The organism is Bacteroidota bacterium, assembly GCA_039714315.1.
Lineage (GTDB): Bacteria > Bacteroidota > Bacteroidia > Flavobacteriales > JADGDT01 > JADGDT01.
Genome location: JBDLJM010000007.1, coordinates 36,400 through 52,909, shown reverse-complemented (window position 1 = coordinate 52,909; position 16,510 = coordinate 36,400). Strand labels below are relative to the sequence as shown.

Annotated in this window: 10 protein-coding genes; 4 read left to right on the top strand and 6 right to left on the bottom strand. The window is 33.9% G+C overall.

The annotated features are described in order from the left end of the window. Positions 1–93 precede the first annotated feature (93 nt). Genes ABFR62_01970 through ABFR62_01960 form a run of 3 tightly spaced genes read left to right on the top strand, consistent with a single transcriptional unit; the run spans position 94 to position 5,594 of the window. Positions 94–2,421 carry a T9SS type A sorting domain-containing protein gene (locus tag ABFR62_01970; GenBank protein ID MEN8137176.1) on the top strand — a complete coding sequence of 776 codons (2,328 nt, stop codon included), beginning with the start codon at positions 94–96 and terminating at the stop codon, positions 2,419–2,421. A 6-nt stretch (positions 2,422–2,427) separates the two neighbouring features. Then, entirely contained in the window at positions 2,428–3,147 is a 720-nt protein-coding gene (recO, locus tag ABFR62_01965; protein MEN8137175.1) for a DNA repair protein RecO, read from the top strand. Between the two features lie 8 nt (positions 3,148–3,155). After that, positions 3,156–5,594: a TonB-dependent receptor gene (locus ABFR62_01960; GenBank protein MEN8137174.1), complete on the top strand. Its 2,439-nt coding sequence runs from the start codon at positions 3,156–3,158 to the stop codon at positions 5,592–5,594. A gap of 150 nt (positions 5,595–5,744) precedes the next feature. On the opposite strand, the gene ABFR62_01955 is transcribed toward ABFR62_01960, so the two are convergent. Both ABFR62_01955 and ABFR62_01950 read right to left on the bottom strand, forming a co-directional pair. Beyond that, positions 5,745–6,527: an enoyl-CoA hydratase-related protein gene (locus ABFR62_01955; protein ID MEN8137173.1), complete on the bottom strand. Its 783-nt coding sequence runs from the start codon at positions 6,525–6,527 to the stop codon at positions 5,745–5,747. A 5-nt stretch (positions 6,528–6,532) separates the two neighbouring features. Next, entirely contained in the window at positions 6,533–7,930 is a 1,398-nt protein-coding gene (locus tag ABFR62_01950; protein ID MEN8137172.1) for a HAMP domain-containing sensor histidine kinase, read from the bottom strand. Positions 7,931–8,625: 695 nt separating this feature from the next. On the opposite strand from ABFR62_01950, the gene ABFR62_01945 reads away from it, so the two are divergent. Further along, positions 8,626–11,532: a hypothetical protein gene (locus ABFR62_01945; protein ID MEN8137171.1), complete on the top strand. Its 2,907-nt coding sequence runs from the start codon at positions 8,626–8,628 to the stop codon at positions 11,530–11,532. 45 nt (positions 11,533–11,577) lie between these two features. Here the strand turns inward: ABFR62_01945 and uvrC are convergent, their stop codons facing one another. From uvrC to ABFR62_01925, 4 genes are all read right to left on the bottom strand, one after another. Next, on the bottom strand, positions 11,578–13,377 hold the full coding sequence (uvrC, locus tag ABFR62_01940; GenBank protein MEN8137170.1) for an excinuclease ABC subunit UvrC: 1,800 nt from the start codon (positions 13,375–13,377) through the stop codon (positions 11,578–11,580). A 341-nt stretch (positions 13,378–13,718) separates the two neighbouring features. Beyond that, positions 13,719–14,798, bottom strand: coding sequence for a 3-oxoacyl-ACP synthase III family protein (locus ABFR62_01935; GenBank protein MEN8137169.1), 1,080 nt, complete (start codon positions 14,796–14,798; stop codon positions 13,719–13,721). 22 nt (positions 14,799–14,820) lie between these two features. After that, positions 14,821–15,402 (bottom strand): TetR/AcrR family transcriptional regulator, encoded by a 582-nt coding sequence (locus ABFR62_01930; GenBank protein MEN8137168.1) that lies wholly within the window; start codon positions 15,400–15,402, stop codon positions 14,821–14,823. 359 nt (positions 15,403–15,761) lie between these two features. Further along, positions 15,762–16,490, bottom strand: a complete 729-nt coding sequence (locus ABFR62_01925; GenBank protein ID MEN8137167.1) for a helix-turn-helix transcriptional regulator — start codon at positions 16,488–16,490, stop codon at positions 15,762–15,764. Positions 16,491–16,510 lie beyond the last annotated feature (20 nt).

Sequence of the window (16,510 nt, the reverse complement as noted above, 5' to 3'; positions counted from 1 at the left end):
TCGGCTTAGCCGAGACCAAGCGTGATGAATATAGTGGGGATAACATCTGTCTGTTGGCAGACAGGTATGACCGAAACATTAAATTATATACATATGAAAAGAACATGGCTTTCTTTATTTTTTTATTTGTTTATATTAAACATTAGTCTTGCACAGGATAATTCGAAGTGGCTCGACCATTTGTCCTATGCAGAAACCAAAGGCTTAGATGTTTGGGGTGAGAAAGTTGTTGTTGCCGGAGAGTACGGCGTGTTTATATACGATACTGAAGATGAAAGCCTAAATAAATATTCGAAAGTAAAAGGGTTATTGGGAGAGAGAATTACTTCTTTAGTAGCATTAAATAATACAGACGCTTTTGTGATTGGTTTTGAAACAGGTGAGTTTGATATCGTCTATAAAGATTCCAAAATAAGCCATATAGAAGATATAAAAAATTCAAATGTAACAGTTACTAAAAGTATAACCAGTATAGCTGAATATAAAAATAGGATTTATTTGGGTACTCCATTTGGTATTGTAGAGTTCAACATGGAGGATGAGAGATTTGGAGATACTTTTTATTTTGGAGATAATGGATCTTATATATATGTAAATGACATAGCTCTTAAAGATAACATATTATTTGCTGCAACCGAAAATGGTGTTTATTCTGCGGATGCAGAGAATCCTTTTTTGGTAGATTATAAGCAGTGGCAATTACAGAGTTCTATTCCTGTTGAAAAATATAATTCTATTGCGGAAATAGGGGGCAAGATAATAGCCAATAATAATGAGAATGATACCAAGCAATATTTATTTGAAGGAACAACATGGTCGTTGGTTAGCAGTGTTACCGGAGTTGTAAATGTTGAATCTAATGATAAGTACATAACATATTCAAGATGGAGTAATGTTATGATATATGATGAAAATTTAAATTTGGTCGAAAACATAGGGGCTACTTCCGAAAATAATTTTAAACCTAAATCTGCAATTAAGACAGATGGAATTACGTGGATTTCTACAAGTAATATTGGTTTGGTTAAAAGTGAAAATAAAGTTTTAACCAATATTATGCCTGATGGTCCTTTCAGGAATTATTCATTCAGGGTAAAAGCTGATGAAAATAAAATGTATTTACTGTATGGTTATTACGATCAGATGTATACTCCAAAAGGGCGGAGAATTGGGTATGATATTCTTGAGAAAGATGACTGGGAATATGTTAACTATACAAATTTTTCAAATGGAAGGGACTTAGTCGATGTGGCTATAGATCCTAAGGATAGTGATCATATATATATATCTACATGGAGTGGAACATCAAATGAGAATGATTACTATAATCAGGGAGTTGTGGAGATGCAAAATAATGAACAGGTTGAGTTTTGGAATATTGAAAACAGCCCTATACAAAAATTACATTATCCATCAAATCCTGCATATGTAAGTGTTAGAGTAGGTGGGAGTGTTTTTGATGGTGATGGAAATTTGTGGGTGGCCAACGGATGGAATGTACCAAAACCAATTGTGTTGCGTAAAGCAAGTGGAGAGTGGATGTCGTTCTCTTTTGATGGTGTAGGGTCCAGAGGAGATAATGGTATAGAGGGAATCCATATTGATCAAAACGGGAATAAGTGGATAGGAACAAGAGGAGATGGTATATGGGTTTATAACGAAGGAGAATCGTTGGAGTCTACAGGAGATGATAAGAAACTGAGGTTTACCACCATTGAAAATAAAGGTAATTTACCAGATTATAGGGTAAACACAATAGCTATTGATAAGGATAATGTTGCATGGATAGGAACAAAGTTGGGCTTGGTTATTTTCGATGATATCGATGAAATGTTCAATACCTCTTCTTTAAATGCAAATCCCATTATTATTGAAGAAGATGGTGTAGGTAAAAAGCTTTTAGGAAGTCAGGAAATAAATAAGATTGTAGTTGACGGAGCAAATAATAAATGGTTTGCAACAAAATCAGGAGGGGTTTATTACACTTCATCTGATGGGCAAAAAACTATTCACCATTTTACAACAGAAAATTCTCCTCTTTTTTCTGATAACGTTCTTGATATGGATATAGATCCCGAAACGGGGAGAGTGTATTTTGTTACCCTTAAAGGTTTGGTATCCTTTAAAGGTAATGCCACCGAAGGAGGAAATGAATTTGGAAAGGTTTATGCGTACCCCAATCCGGTTAGACCCGAATATTCAGGAGATATCTATATTAAAGGTTTTACGGATAGAACCAATGTGAAGATTACTGATATTAACGGGAACCTGATTTTTGAAACTATTTCTCAGGGAGGACAGGCAGTGTGGAATGGTAAAAGTTTTAGCGGGTATAAAGCCGCTTCAGGGGTGTATTTGGTTTTTGCAATCAGTAAGGATGGAAAGGAAACATCCGTAACAAAAATTCTAATTGTGAACTAGTGTGTTATGCAGGAAGTTTACAATGGCATAGTAATAAGGAGTAGGAATTATTCAGATACTAGCATAATATTAAAATGTTACACTAAGCAAAGAGGAATCGTTTCTTTCATTGCTCGTGGTGTTAAGAAGAAGAAAAATCATGTGATGGGACTATTCCAGCCTCTGTCATTAGTAGAAATAATTTCATATTCCAGAAATAAGTCCGTTGAATTAAAGAATTTAAAAGAAATTAAGGCAGATTCTTTTTATAAAAGTTTACAATTCGATCCGCTTAAGTCGGGGCTTACTATTTTCCTGGCGGAAATGCTTGATCTTAGTTTGCACGAGGAAGAAGAAAATGTCAGTCTGTTCGATTTTCTGGAATCGTCTTTCCATTATCTTGATGAAATTGATGAATATGCAAACTTTCATATTGCTTTTTTGATAGAACTAACGAAATATCTTGGTTTCTATCCTCATTTTTCAGATTCTGAAAATAAATATTTTGATTTAGAGCAGGGAATATTTTATGATTACAATAAAAATATGCCTTATATGTTCTCCGGAGAGGTTATTGATAACTTAAAATTATTTTTGGGCACGAAATTTGTGGATTCAAATCAGATTTCGATGAATAGAAAACAACGTGGTTTCTTATTACGGCTAATTGTTCAATATTATTCATTGCATATTTCAGGCTTTAGAGAGCCGAAATCTCTAAAAATATTACAAACATTATTTAATTAAAGTTAATAATGCAATCATTTTTAAAATATACATTATTTCTAATGTTGTTTGTTTCAACTTCATTGATGTCGCAAACTTTAACCATCTATGATAATGACACAAAAAAGCCTGTGGATAATGTTTTTGTGTATAATGATGGTCAGTCGAAAGTTGCGCTAAGCGATGTTGATGGAAACGTAAATCTCAGTGCTTTCGAAGAGGATGAAGAGGTGATGATAGAGCATGTTTCATATCAATTTGTTTTTTTTAAAAAGCATGTGTTAAAAAGAAAAGGTTATACTGTTTACCTGACAAGAACAAACGATTTATTACCGGAAGTGGTTTTGTCTGTTGCTAATACAGAGACAGATTTAAATCGTGTTGCTGAAAAAATATCGGTTATTTCATCAAACGTTATTGAAGTTATAAACCCACAGACTACTCCTGATCTTTTATCACGAACTCCCGGAATTACTGTTCAGAAGAGTCAGATGGGAGGAGGTAGCCCTACAATAAGGGGATTTGAAGCAAATCGGGTATTACTTGTTGTAGATGGAGTTCGTATGAATAATGCCATATATCGTTCGGGGCATTTACAAAATTCATTAACTGTAGATTATGGGAATCTGGAAAGGGCCGAAATTATTTATGGTCCTGCTTCGGTTAAATATGGATCTGATGCATTGGGAGGCGTAGTTCATTTTTACACTAAAAGGCCAAAGCTTGGAGAAGAGTTTTGGGAACTTAACGCTAATACTTCATTTTCAACAGCAAATAATGGCTTGGTTTTACACGGAGATGCCATATATAGTAATGAGAAATTTGGAAATTTCTCATCCATATCTTATGGAAATTTTAATGATTTAAGAATGGGGTCAGTACGTACTCACGGTTTTAATAATTGGGGCAAAGTTCATATTTATTCCAATAATACTGAGCATCATTATTCCGAGTTGCCGGTTGTAAATTCTGATCCGAATATTCAAAAAAACACAGCATATAGTCAGTTGGATGTTTTGCAGAAGCTGATCTTTAAATTGGATAAAAGTAATGAGCTGGAGTTTAATTTTCAATATTCTACCAGTTCCAATGTTCCACGATTCGATGCATTGACAGATCCCGGAGATGAAGGGCTGAAGTGGGCAGAATGGTATTATGGACCTCAGGACAGGTTAATGTTCTCGACCAGGTTAAATTCGACCAGTGATAGCAAATGGATGAAAAAAAGTAATATCACATTTGCATATCAAAATATTGAGGAATCGAGAATGCAGCGAAAATTTGGAAGCCTGGAAAAAACATTCAGGTACGAAGATGTTAATGTATTTTCTTTAAATGCGGATTTCTCCACTAATATAAATTACTTCGATATTTCTTATGGAGCAGAGTTAACGTATAACTCCGTATCCTCTGTTGCAAAAGGAAAAACATTAGTAGTTTCGGGGAATGATATTATTGGTTTTGGAGATTCTTTTGTAGTACAATCACGTTACCCTGATGGTGGTAGTGATTATGGCAGTTTCGCCGTTTATTCAGATTTCAGAAAGATATTCAATGAGAAAACTACATTTAATTTGGGGTTGAGGTGGACTAGTACATTAATGCATGCCAAGTGGGAAGATGATACTTTTATAGAATTACCTGAAAATGACATATCACTATTCAATAATGCCTTAACAGGTAGTATAGGAATGACTCATAAACCTAATCAAAATTGGGCATTAAAGGCACACGTTTCTACAGCGTTTAGATCGCCTAATATAGATGACGTAGGGAAAGTAAGAGAAAAAAATGATTTGCTTACATTGCCAAATACATTTTTGAGGCCCGAATATGCTTTAAATGCAGAATTTAATGTGGATAGATATCTCTTAAATAAAAAATTAATACTGTCGGCCGATTTATATTACACAAGGATATTCGATTATATTATGCGTCAGTATTATGAAACGTCAGATGGTGTTAACTCAATGGTGTACGATGGAAATATGGCGGTAACAATTGCCAATGTAAATTCGGGGCAGGCTTATGTTTATGGGGCTAATTTAGGGATGATAGCCAAGTTACAGTCAAAATTTACTCTGGAAAGTTTTTTAACATACACGAAAGGAAGAACTATTGATGATGATTTACCCATGCCTTCAATTGCCCCTTTATTTGGCTCCACTACCTTGAAATATAATTTGAAAAAGTGGATGTTTAGTTTGAACTCAACATACAATGGAAGGAAAAAAGCAGAAGATTTTGATGTATACGGAGGTGTAGATAATCTTGAAAAGGCTGCATCAATGACTTATGGAACTCCATCCTGGTATACAATTAATGCAAATATCAGATATAAATTTTCTCCTAATCTCAACCTTCAAATGGGAGTTGAAAATATTCTGGATCATCATTACATGACTTTTGCATCAGGGTTGTCAGCACCTGGCAGGAATTTTGTAATTACTTTAAGAGGATCCATATAATTAATCGGGGATGTATCTAACTAATGAATATTGTAATAACTTATTTTGAGTTATTTTAATATAAACCGTCATTCTTACTGAAGCATAAAGGAAAAGTAAGAATGACGGTAATAAAGTTTACAGACAGCTTTAATAATTGATTATATCGGTCTATTCTCCGCTAAAATTTGCTTTTCTTTTTTCCAGGAAAGCACTTGTGCCTTCTTTGAAGTCGTCTGTACCAAAGCATTTTCCGAATTCTTCAATTTCTACTTCAAAACCATTTATATCATTTTTCGTTGCAGCATTAATTGATCTTATGGCACCTGATACCGCCAAAGGTGAATTATTCATTATTTTTCCCGCCAGTTTTTCGCAGAATGGAATGAGTTCTTCCTGCGAAACAACATAATTAACAAGTCCATAACTGTTTGCTTCATCGGCCGTAATCATACCCGCGGTCATAACCATCTCCATAGCCTTACCTTTTCCAATAAGCTGAGTTAGTCTCTGAGTGCCTCCATATCCGGGGATAACACCAAGTGATGTTTCGGGTAATCCCATCTTTGCATTGTCAGAGGCAACTCTAAAATGAGCCGACATTGCCAGTTCTAAGCCGCCACCAAGGGCAAAACCGTTTATTGCTGCAATTACCGGGGTAGAAAGATTTTCTATTAGATTGAAAAGTTTCTCGTGTCCATCTGCCGACAGTTTTCTTCCCTGTTCAGGCGAAAAATGTGCAAATTCCGATATGTCAGCTCCCGCAACAAATGCTTTTGTTCCTTCACCTTTTAGGATGATAGCCTTAATGTTTTTATCCGATTCTGCTACTTTAAAAGCAGAAGACAGTTCTTCGATTGTTTCCTTATTAAGGGCGTTTAGCTTTGAAGGTCTGTTTATGTATATTTTCAAAAGACCATTGCTTTCCTGCTGATAAATGCTTCTGTAATTCATATGATTCATTTATTTGATTTTGGGATATGTATGTAGAACGTTGTACCAATATTAATTGCTGAATTAAAACTGATTTCACCTCCAATTGACTCAATAATATTTTTCACTATCCCTAAACCAAGTCCCATACCTCCGCTTTTGGTAGTGAATTTAGGTTCAAAAACCTTAACCTTTTCTTTATCGCTTATTCCTATTCCGTTATCGGAAATGGTGATTAATATTTTTTCATTTAGGTGCTTTACATTAACCTGAATATCGGCTGTTCGGTCTTTGGGAATAGACTGTTCAGAATTTTTTATCAGGTTATTAAGTACTCTGGAAAATTGCTTTTCATCTATGCATACGGGCATTGGCTTATCCTCGATGTTAAATTTTATAGAGCTGTGCGAGTGTAGTTTTGAAAAACGCTGTGCAAACTCGGAGAAATCTATTTTCATGAGCTGCTGAGCCGGCATTTGGGCAAAGTTCGAAAATTCATTTGCAATGCGCGATAAAGTGTCTATTTGCAAAATCATTCCATTTGTGAAATCCAGTACTTTCTTGCGATCTTTTTCGTTCTCTAATTTAGTGGCATTGCGTTCAAGTAGCTGTACTTCGAGCCGCATAGGAGTAAGTGGGTTTTTAATTTCGTGGGCAACCTGTTTAGCCATTTCGCGCCAAGCCTGTTCTCTCTCGCTTTTAGCTAAAAGTATGGCGCTTTCATCAAGTTTAGCTACCATGTCGTTGTAAGCTGTTACAAGTTTTCCTATTTCATCATTTGAATTCCAGGAAAACGGTTTGTTTTTTCCAAGATCAGTTTTGTTAAGTACGGAGCTGATTTTTTTTAAAGATTGTGTGATATATCTTGAAACCAGATAAGCAAAAACAACAGCCCCCAGAAGCAGGAATAAGTACAGCTCCCCAAAGTTTATCAGGATATTTTCCAACTCTGATTTGAAGATGGTGTTTTCGTGGGTGTAAGGTAGGTATAGAATTAATAAATTTTCATTGTTAAACTTTATGAAGGAATATGAAAGTAAGTTTGTTTGCTCCAAAAGTTTATTGCTTTCTACTGCTTTTATATAAATTGCTTTATTTGAAAGGTTATTAATTACACTATTGCCAAGTTTATTGGTCTGTGTATCATTTTTTGATGATGCATAAAAACTTCCGTCAAGTTTATATAGGTTTATAGTGAGCTTATGGACAGTTGATAATTCCTTTAGTTTATCTTTCATTAAAGATATTGCTTTATCTCTGCTGTCAATTTCATTATTCTCCTCGAACATCATCTGAATATGTGTCTGCAGACTTTTTTCCTTACGTTCTATTCTGCTGTGATGATAATTTTGATTTTCATTTTTATAATGAAGCGTGGTAGTAATAGCCATTAGTATTGATGATATCAATACTATGGCAATCATCGATAGAAATATTTTTGATCGTAGTGAAATATTTTTCAAGATAAAAGCTTTATAAATTGGGGTGAAAATACAAATAATTGATGTTAAATAGTAAGCTAAGGGTTGTAAAATATGTGCTATTTTCAATAGTGGGAATAAAATCAACTTAATTACAGGTAATGAAATACTCGCAAATCAGTTAACCTAATTAATTTGTGATATGTGTTATTGTTCTCATAATGAGTAATAAAGTTTGTGTAATTGGAGTTGTTTTTGTGTAATTCATCTTCGTTTATTTCAAAACGAAAGTCAAAATTTTCGTTTTTACCTGTCTGTTTAGATATTTTTTTTCGAATTATTAATCCATATAAATAAATATGTAAGTATTTTTTTATATGGATTAATAATTGAGGAGATCGTCCTTTTTAATAACTGCAACTGTAACGTATTGTAAAGCAAGTAGATAGTCTTGAATATTTGTTTGGGGATATATCACTTACGTTAAGTAAGTGGTAGGTATTACATGAGAGTAGGAATAATAATTAAAAAAATAAGAAAAAGACTACAGTTTAAGTAGAAAATGTTATATTTGTTTAAGAGTGAAGCAGTTTTTTACATTGAATTTCATGAATTATATATAGTTGACTGGTAGTTTGTTGAGTGGAAATCATGATCTGAACAGATGTATAAGTTACGCTCCGGCAAGAGAAAAAACTATGTTTAGAAAAATATCTATACTTATTTTCTTAATTTCTTCCTTTTCATTGTTCTCTCAAAACAATGAAGGTGATTTTAAATTATCTCAGTCAGGATACTGGGATGATTCTTCTGTATGGCAGATTTATGAATCAGGTTTGTGGAGGGATGCTGCCGCGGGAGAAATACCTAATTTATCAAGTAAAGTTTATATTCCACGATATTTAGAAGTTAGTGTTGTTCAGGCTGGTATGCTTTGTAAGGATATTGACATATCGGGAACTTTAGAAATAGCAAATCCTAGTAGGTCCAGTATTAAAAATGAACTGACAATAACAGGTAATGCTGTTGTTATGTCAAGTGGTACTATCGTAAGTAATGGAACTATTAATAACACATCTATTGTTTCTATTGGAGGAAATCTGATTAATGAAGGTAAAATTCTTTCAAGGAATGCTGACAGGTATGGAGCCATTGCCAGTTTTAGTATAAGGTTTGTTGGTTCGAACAGTGCCGTAGTAAGCGGTGATGGTGATTTTGATCTTAAGGAGGTAGTTATTTCTAAAGAATATCTAACAAGTTCGTTGCGTCAAAAGACTCCTTTTGGAGATGTTGATAATTATATTATAACAAAAGGAACATTGGTATTTGACGGTAATTTTTCTCAAAAGTTATTTGTTGATGATGATTCTTACGATATAATAAAGGATAAAGTTGCTATTGTTGTAGATAATGAGAAAACAAATTTAATATTACCTGATGCAGTAAAAGTTTACGGTCAGTTGATTTGTAATAATGGGAGCATAACTGTTGGAGATAATGCAGGTGAAGGAATAAAATTAGACTTTTTTAATGCTTTAGTTAAGTTGAACAATGGAAAAGTTAACGTTAATGGAAATGTAGACATCAGCTACGGTGACTTACAGATAAACGGAGGATCTTTAGATGTTCAAACTGCTGGAGAACAAAATTTATTTAATTCTTTTTATGTCGATCCTTCCAATGGAAACCTTGATGTAAGTGCCGGAGAAATTATTATCCATAACGGATCTGTTTCGGAAAGTATATTTAATGCTTCACCTGAATCGTTAATGAGAGTAGGGGGCTTAGTAGTTTTCAAAAATGAAAGCGGACTGGAAAATATTAACATAACAACAAATATTGTATTTTCGAAAGTTAATTTTGATATAGGGTCAAACTCAGTATTGTTGATCGAAAATTCGGATGTGAAATTTGAAGAAGAAATATCAACAAGCTTAAAACATGTTAAAATTGAGAATTCTTCTGTAAATATTGGAAGTGGCATAGCAAATTTTCCATTATTTAAAACTGACGCTAACACCAAACTTCATATAGTATCAGGTAGCAAATCGGATATTTCAAATCTTTTTGTTGCAGGGAAACAAACAATCGGAGAGTTGATAATTGATATGCCAAACGGATCAGTTGATATCGTTGATGATTTGTATTTCAGTAACGGATCATTTTCCGGTTCAATAGAATTAATTGGTGGGAAGATTAATGTTTTAAGTACTGCAAACCTGATATTAGAGGGAAATATATCAAATATTGGAGGTGAGTTCAATGTGAAAGAGGGAAGTAGTATTTTCCAATTAGATAATTCAGCTGTAAACTTTGGCGATGTTATTATTGAGAGAAAGGAAGTACTTAACAAGTTAAATCACAATTATTGGTCATCTCCTGTAAATAATGATGAATTTAGCGCAGCAGATGTTTGGGAGTTCGGCGACTATGATGAGGAGTACAATTCAAATAAACTACAGGAGTTAACAGGTACATGGCATAATATTGATAAGGATGCAAAGATAAAAAGTGGAAAAGGCATTTTTGTTCCCGGTCCAAATAATTCAAACTCTATTCCTAAAACTTTATATTTTAAGGGGAGTCCAAACAATGGAGATATAGATGTTGATTTGGTTTACAATGAGTCCGGGTATAACCTTGTAGGAAACCCATATCCTTCGTCAATTGATTATATGGAGTTTTTGAAAACAAATGAGACTAAGGTAGCTCAGTCAGTTTATACATGGAGTCACGAAGATGAAAATTCAGCTAATAATCAGATGAATACTTCTGGATTACTGGGAACAGTACCTGCAAATGCATTAGAAAATAATCAAATAAAAACTTCTCAAGGCTTCGTTGTAAAGTTATTAGGGGATTCGGGAAATTCTGTAAAATTTAATAATAATCAACGATTAAGTCCGGAAGTAGTTTTGGCCAATCAATCAGTATTTAACGGTTATAAACTGTGGGTATCACTAAGCCACGACGATATTGAAAGCCAGCTGATGATAGCTGCTTTGAGTGAGGCTACTGATGTAATTGACCAGTATGATGTACCGAAGTTCGAATATGATAATTCAATGTCGATTTCGTCATATGTGCCAGAAGGAAAATATAAGATCTTATCACTTAAGCTTGAGAATGATGAGCATGTGATTCCTTTAAGTATTACAATAAATGAAACCGGAGTTTATAAAATTTCAAAAGTTCAACTGGAGAATCAATCAGTTAATTTAGCTGTTCAGTTAAGAGACAAGCAAAGTGGCGTAATGACTAATTTATTAGATTCAGACTATGAGTTTAATATTTCGAATACCGGATCTGTTAACGACAGATTCGAAATAATTATATCACATAGCGGACAGCTTTCGGAAGAGGATTTGATATCTGCAGATTTTAAATTAATAAATACAGACAACGAACTGACAATTCTTGGAGATGATATAAGCATGTCTTTTGTTCAGGCAATTTCTATGGATGGTAAGTCGCAAAGTCTAAGGCTATTGAGAGAAGTTTATGGTGAAAGTGTATATGGTATAGAGCGATTAAATACAGGTGTCTATATTATATATGGAGTAGGTGATGATGGTAAAGTTTACAAAGGGAAGATTATTAAATAATTGACAATAAAGAGAGGCTGTGTATTATAACACAGCCTCTCTTTTTTAATTCAATGATTTAAAGTATGATATAATTTTTTTAGCTCTATTATCTCCGATAACAGATGAAATTTCTTCGTGTTTGGCTTCTTTTAGCCTTTTCAGAGATTTAAATTTTCGCATTAAATCAGTTATTGTTTTTTCTCCGATACCCGGAATGTTTTCCAATTCAGAATTTAAACTGTTATTGCTGCGTTTGTTCCTGTGGTGAGTTATTCCAAACCTGTGAGCTTCATCTCTGGCTCTTTGGATGATTTTTAGTGTTTCTGATTTCTTATCTAAATAAAGAGGAATAGGATCATCAGGATAAAATAGCTCCTCGAGCCTTTTCGCAATTCCCACTATGGCTATCTTGCCCCTTATTCCTAAGTCGTTAAAACTCTTTAGAGCAGCGTTAAGTTGTCCTTTCCCCCCATCAATAACAACAAACTGTGGCAGAGGTTTTTCCTCATCGAGCAGCCTTTTATAGCGTCGGTAAACAACCTCTGTCATCGATGCATAATCATCCGGCCCGTCGACAGTTTTAATATTAAAATGGCGGTATTCTTTTTTTGCAGGCTTGCCATTTTTGAAAACCACACATGCTGCAACAGGATTCGTACCCTGAATGTTGGAGTTGTCGAAACATTCAATGTGTCGGGGTTCTACGCTGAGTCTCAGATCCTTCTTCATCTGTGCCATCAGTCGATTAGTGTGTCTTTCGGGATCGGTAATTTTTACCTGTTTTAGTTTCTCAAGTCTCAGGTATTTTGCATTACGTTCAGATAACTCAACTATTTTAAGCTTATCACCAATTTTTGGAATGGTAATTTTTAGATTTGGATCGTGTAAATCTATATTAAAAGGAACATATATTTCTCTCGAAAGAGATTTAAAACGTTGTCGTATTTCAATAATGGCCAGCTCAATAATTTCCTTGTTGCTTTCATTCAGCTTTTTCTTAATTTCCATAGTGTGGCTTTGAATAATAGCCCCATTCATTATTTTAAGGAAATTAACATAGGCATATTGTTCATCGCTAATAATAGAAAAAACGTCTACATTATTTATTTTAGAGTTTACAACTGTCGATTTTGCCTGATAGTTCTCTAATGATTCTACCTTCTCTTTAATATTTTGTGCCTCCTCAAACTCCATGTTTTCAGCGAATGAAATCATTATTGAGTTAAGTTGTTTTAAGGCATCAGAAAAGTTTCCTCTGATTATGTTTCTAATCGATGAAATATCAGACATATATTCTTCATGGCTTTGCAAATCTTCACATGCTCCTTTACATTTTCCAATGTGATAATCGAGGCAAACTTTGTATTTGCCATTTTCTATATTGTTAACGCTCAGGTCGTGTTTGCAGGTACGGAGAGGGTAAAGCTCTTTTATTAACGACAGAAGTGCATTGGCCATTCTTACAGAGGCAAATGGACCAAAATATTCCGATCCGTCTTTAATTATATTTCTGGTTAGGAAAACTCTAGGAAAACGTTCTTTTTTTATACAGATCCAAGGATATGTTTTATCGTCCTTGAGCATAATATTATACTTGGGCTGATATTTTTTTATAAGGTTATTTTCCAGCAGCAGTGCATCCATCTCGGTTTCTACTACTATGTATTCGATGTTTTCTATTCTTCGAACAAGTATTCTGGTTTTTGCATCACCGTGCTCTTTATGGAAATATGAAGAAACTCTTTTTTTAAGGTTCTTTGCTTTGCCTACATAAATTATTTTTTCTTCTTTATCGAAATATTGATAAACCCCGGGATTGTTGGGAATAGTCTTTAGAAGGAGGTCTATTTTTTTTGATGCCATAGCGCAAAGTTATGATTTTTTTATTCAGAAATATTTTTAGTTTCTACCATGCTTTAGTTGTTAAACTATTTGCGTTAGGGATAGAGCGGTTACCCCGCAGCGAACGGTTTACAATGTTTACGTTGCTGATGGCTATTGCTGAGTTATATATAAACGGGTTGCTGGGAGACTAAGTGTAAGTGAGCGAGGAGTATGAGCGAAAGCCCGACCCGAAGGGTAACGCCCTTAATATAAAAACAAACAAAAGCCCCTTCAAATTGGGGAAGAAGGGGCTTTTTACAAACAAACAAGCTAAATCAAAAAATATAGCGTCTTAAATATCTTATGCCTATAAATAGGTATTATTTTACTCTATAAACCATAGAATTTATTGTCATTCCGGCACCAACAGATGCAAATACCAGATTGTCGCCAGAATTGAATTCGTGGTTTTCCAGTTGTTTTCTATTAATTAAATCGAACATAGTTGGCACTGTTGCAACAGATGAATTACCGAATTTTTGTATTGTCATCGGCATGTAATCTTTATCGACCTTACCTTTGTATAAACGTACAAATCTTTTTAGAATAGCCTCATCCATTTTGCCGTTGGCCTGGTGAATAAGTAGTTTAGATGTGTCGTCAAGGTGTATATTGGCATCATCAAGAGACTTCTTTATTGCCGCAGGTACCTTTGTAAGTGCGTATTCATAAATTTTCCTGCCGGCCATTCTAATAAAAGAATTTTCAGGTTGATACTCCGGATTAAATGAAGGTGCGTTGTACAGAAAGTCTAATTCTTCGCCGTTGTCGGAAATTGTATTATGACTTAGTATTCCATATTGTTCATCACTATATTCAGCAGAAACAACAACAGCCCCTGCACCATCAGCGAAAATCATTGAATCTCTGTCGAATGGATCGATGATTCTTGAAAGAGTTTCGGTACCTACAACCAGAATGTTTTTTGCCAATCCGGATTTAATGAAATTATCGGCCATTCTCATTCCTTCTATCCATCCCGGACAGCCATAAATCATATCGTAAGGAATAACACTGCCACTTTTTATACCTAATTTATTTTTGATTTTAGAAGAAATTGAAGGCATAATATCTGTTTTATTAGTGCCATAGGCAATATCTCCAAAATTTTGAGCAACAATTATGTAGTCGAGATCTTCCGGATTTATTCCGGCATGTTCAATCGCTCTTCTTGAAGCAATAGTTCCCATATCGGAGTTTAGCATATCCTTATCTGCCCATCTTCTTTCCTCTATTTCTGTTATTGCTGAAAATTTTTCAATAATATCTTCTATCGGTCTGTCTATCGGCTTTCCTGAAGCATCGTAAAATACCCTGTCTAAAAAGTCAGAATTTTTAACAATATTATCAGGGAGATAATGTCCTGATCCAATAATTGCCGTATTTAGGTATTTCTTCATCTTAAATTATATTTTACCAGTATTAATTGTGTTTCACAGCATCCCAACAAGCTTTAGCCGCTTCGTTTATCTGTTCATTAGTTAAGGTTCTATTATGGTCTAAATTCAATTTTACAATGGTGATAATAGGTCCATAAATCAATCCTATAATCGTGTACAGAGGTAAGTGTTTTATGTACTTGTTTCTCTTCCCTTCCAGAAAAAACATAAGTACCGGCGATAAAACCCTCATACTTTCCGAACGGGTTAAGGTACTTACATATGGTGCGTATCTGTGCTGCTCTATGAATACAAACTCTTCCGGATTTTTTACGTAATAATTGATCATGTTTATCCAAAGAATTCCAAAACGCTCCTTGTAGGGGGCGCTTTTATTGTATCCTCTATACATGGCATTAATTACACGATGTTCTATTTCTATAAAAAGTTCATTAATAAGCTCTTCTTTGTTTTTGAAGTAACGATATATAGTTCCTGCCCCGATATTTGCTTTTTCTGCAATTAAAGAAATCGGTGTACCATGGAAACCATTCTCGGACAATAATCCAAGAGTGGTGTTAAGTATCAAGGTTCTTTTATCTAACTTTTTAACTGTTTCTTCCATTATGAAATAAAAAACGGAATGAACATTCATTCCGTTGCAAATAAAAGCAAAAAATGTAGATAGTCAAAGCTTTATAGGTAATTTATAAATAAAATTTTATGAAGTTGGTTAAATTCGGGTTGTATGTTTGTAAAAAGGCATAAACGTCTATATTGGTGTAGATTAGAAATTCACAACAATATCTAATACCAAAAGGTTTCTGATATTTATTTGGTATAATTGAAAAAGGAAGTTTAAGTAAACTATAATTAATGGATTAAGTTTCAAAGGGCAAAATATTTATACAGGAATCGATGTTCACTTAAAAAGTTGGGTTGTTACAATAATGGTAGGCGATAATAAACAATATTTAGTGACTGTTAATCAATAAAGTGATTAATAGAGTTTTTAATTACAGCAGTTATTTTATATATAGCAACAACATCATCCTTCTTAATTATTTTTGGCTGAAAGTTGACATTTATGGCTTTCAATGTAATCTTGTCATCATTTACAAATGCTTTTCTCAGGCAAATAGAATCTCTTTGAACAATAATATATATATATCCGTCAAAGATATTCTCAAAATTTGTCGTCTTTCCAAAAACAATATCCGACATAGAAATACCATTATTATTCAGGTCCATAGCATTATCGTTGTGTTCAAAAGCTATGGAGCTGTTATCGTTGATTGTTGGGGGTAGTTCAATTTCATCGCTCTTCCATTTTTGATCGTCCAGAATATGCTTGATGAATTTTTTTTCAGATTTATGCTTAATATAAATAATTCGCTTGGCTTTGGTCTTTTTTGCTTCCAAAAGGTTATTCCCGTTACCCGAGATCATTTTACTATCTGCAAGTTTGAATCCACTTATCTCGTTTACCGACAGTTCTTTTTCCAGTATCAGGTCTAACTCAATGCTAAAATATTTAGCAATATCGATAATTTTATCAATCTTAGGTTCTGCTCTCCCTTCTTCATAAGAGCCTATTGATGCTCGGGAAAGTCCAAATAATTCAGCGAACTGACTCTGATTTAACTGTTTTACAGTCCGTATTTTTCTAATATTTTTACCAATAAATGACATTTGCGCTAATTTATTTTGCATAGCTAAAAAATTTAGCATAC

Bases quoted from the DNA above. Each gene is read 5' to 3' on its own strand.
- ABFR62_01970 (MEN8137176.1), top strand. From the start codon at position 94: ATGAAAAGAACATGGCTTTCTTTATTTTTTTATTTGTTTATATTAAAC.
- recO (MEN8137175.1), top strand. From the start codon at position 2,428: ATGCAGGAAGTTTACAATGGCATAGTAATAAGGAGTAGGAATTATTCA.
- ABFR62_01960 (MEN8137174.1), top strand. From the start codon at position 3,156: ATGCAATCATTTTTAAAATATACATTATTTCTAATGTTGTTTGTTTCA.
- ABFR62_01955 (MEN8137173.1), bottom strand. From the start codon at position 6,527: ATGAATTACAGAAGCATTTATCAGCAGGAAAGCAATGGTCTTTTGAAA.
- ABFR62_01950 (MEN8137172.1), bottom strand. From the start codon at position 7,930: ATGATTGCCATAGTATTGATATCATCAATACTAATGGCTATTACTACC.
- ABFR62_01945 (MEN8137171.1), top strand. From the start codon at position 8,626: ATGTTTAGAAAAATATCTATACTTATTTTCTTAATTTCTTCCTTTTCA.
- uvrC (MEN8137170.1), bottom strand. From the start codon at position 13,377: ATGGCATCAAAAAAAATAGACCTCCTTCTAAAGACTATTCCCAACAAT.
- ABFR62_01935 (MEN8137169.1), bottom strand. From the start codon at position 14,798: ATGAAGAAATACCTAAATACGGCAATTATTGGATCAGGACATTATCTC.
- ABFR62_01930 (MEN8137168.1), bottom strand. From the start codon at position 15,402: ATGGAAGAAACAGTTAAAAAGTTAGATAAAAGAACCTTGATACTTAAC.
- ABFR62_01925 (MEN8137167.1), bottom strand. From the start codon at position 16,490: ATGCAAAATAAATTAGCGCAAATGTCATTTATTGGTAAAAATATTAGA.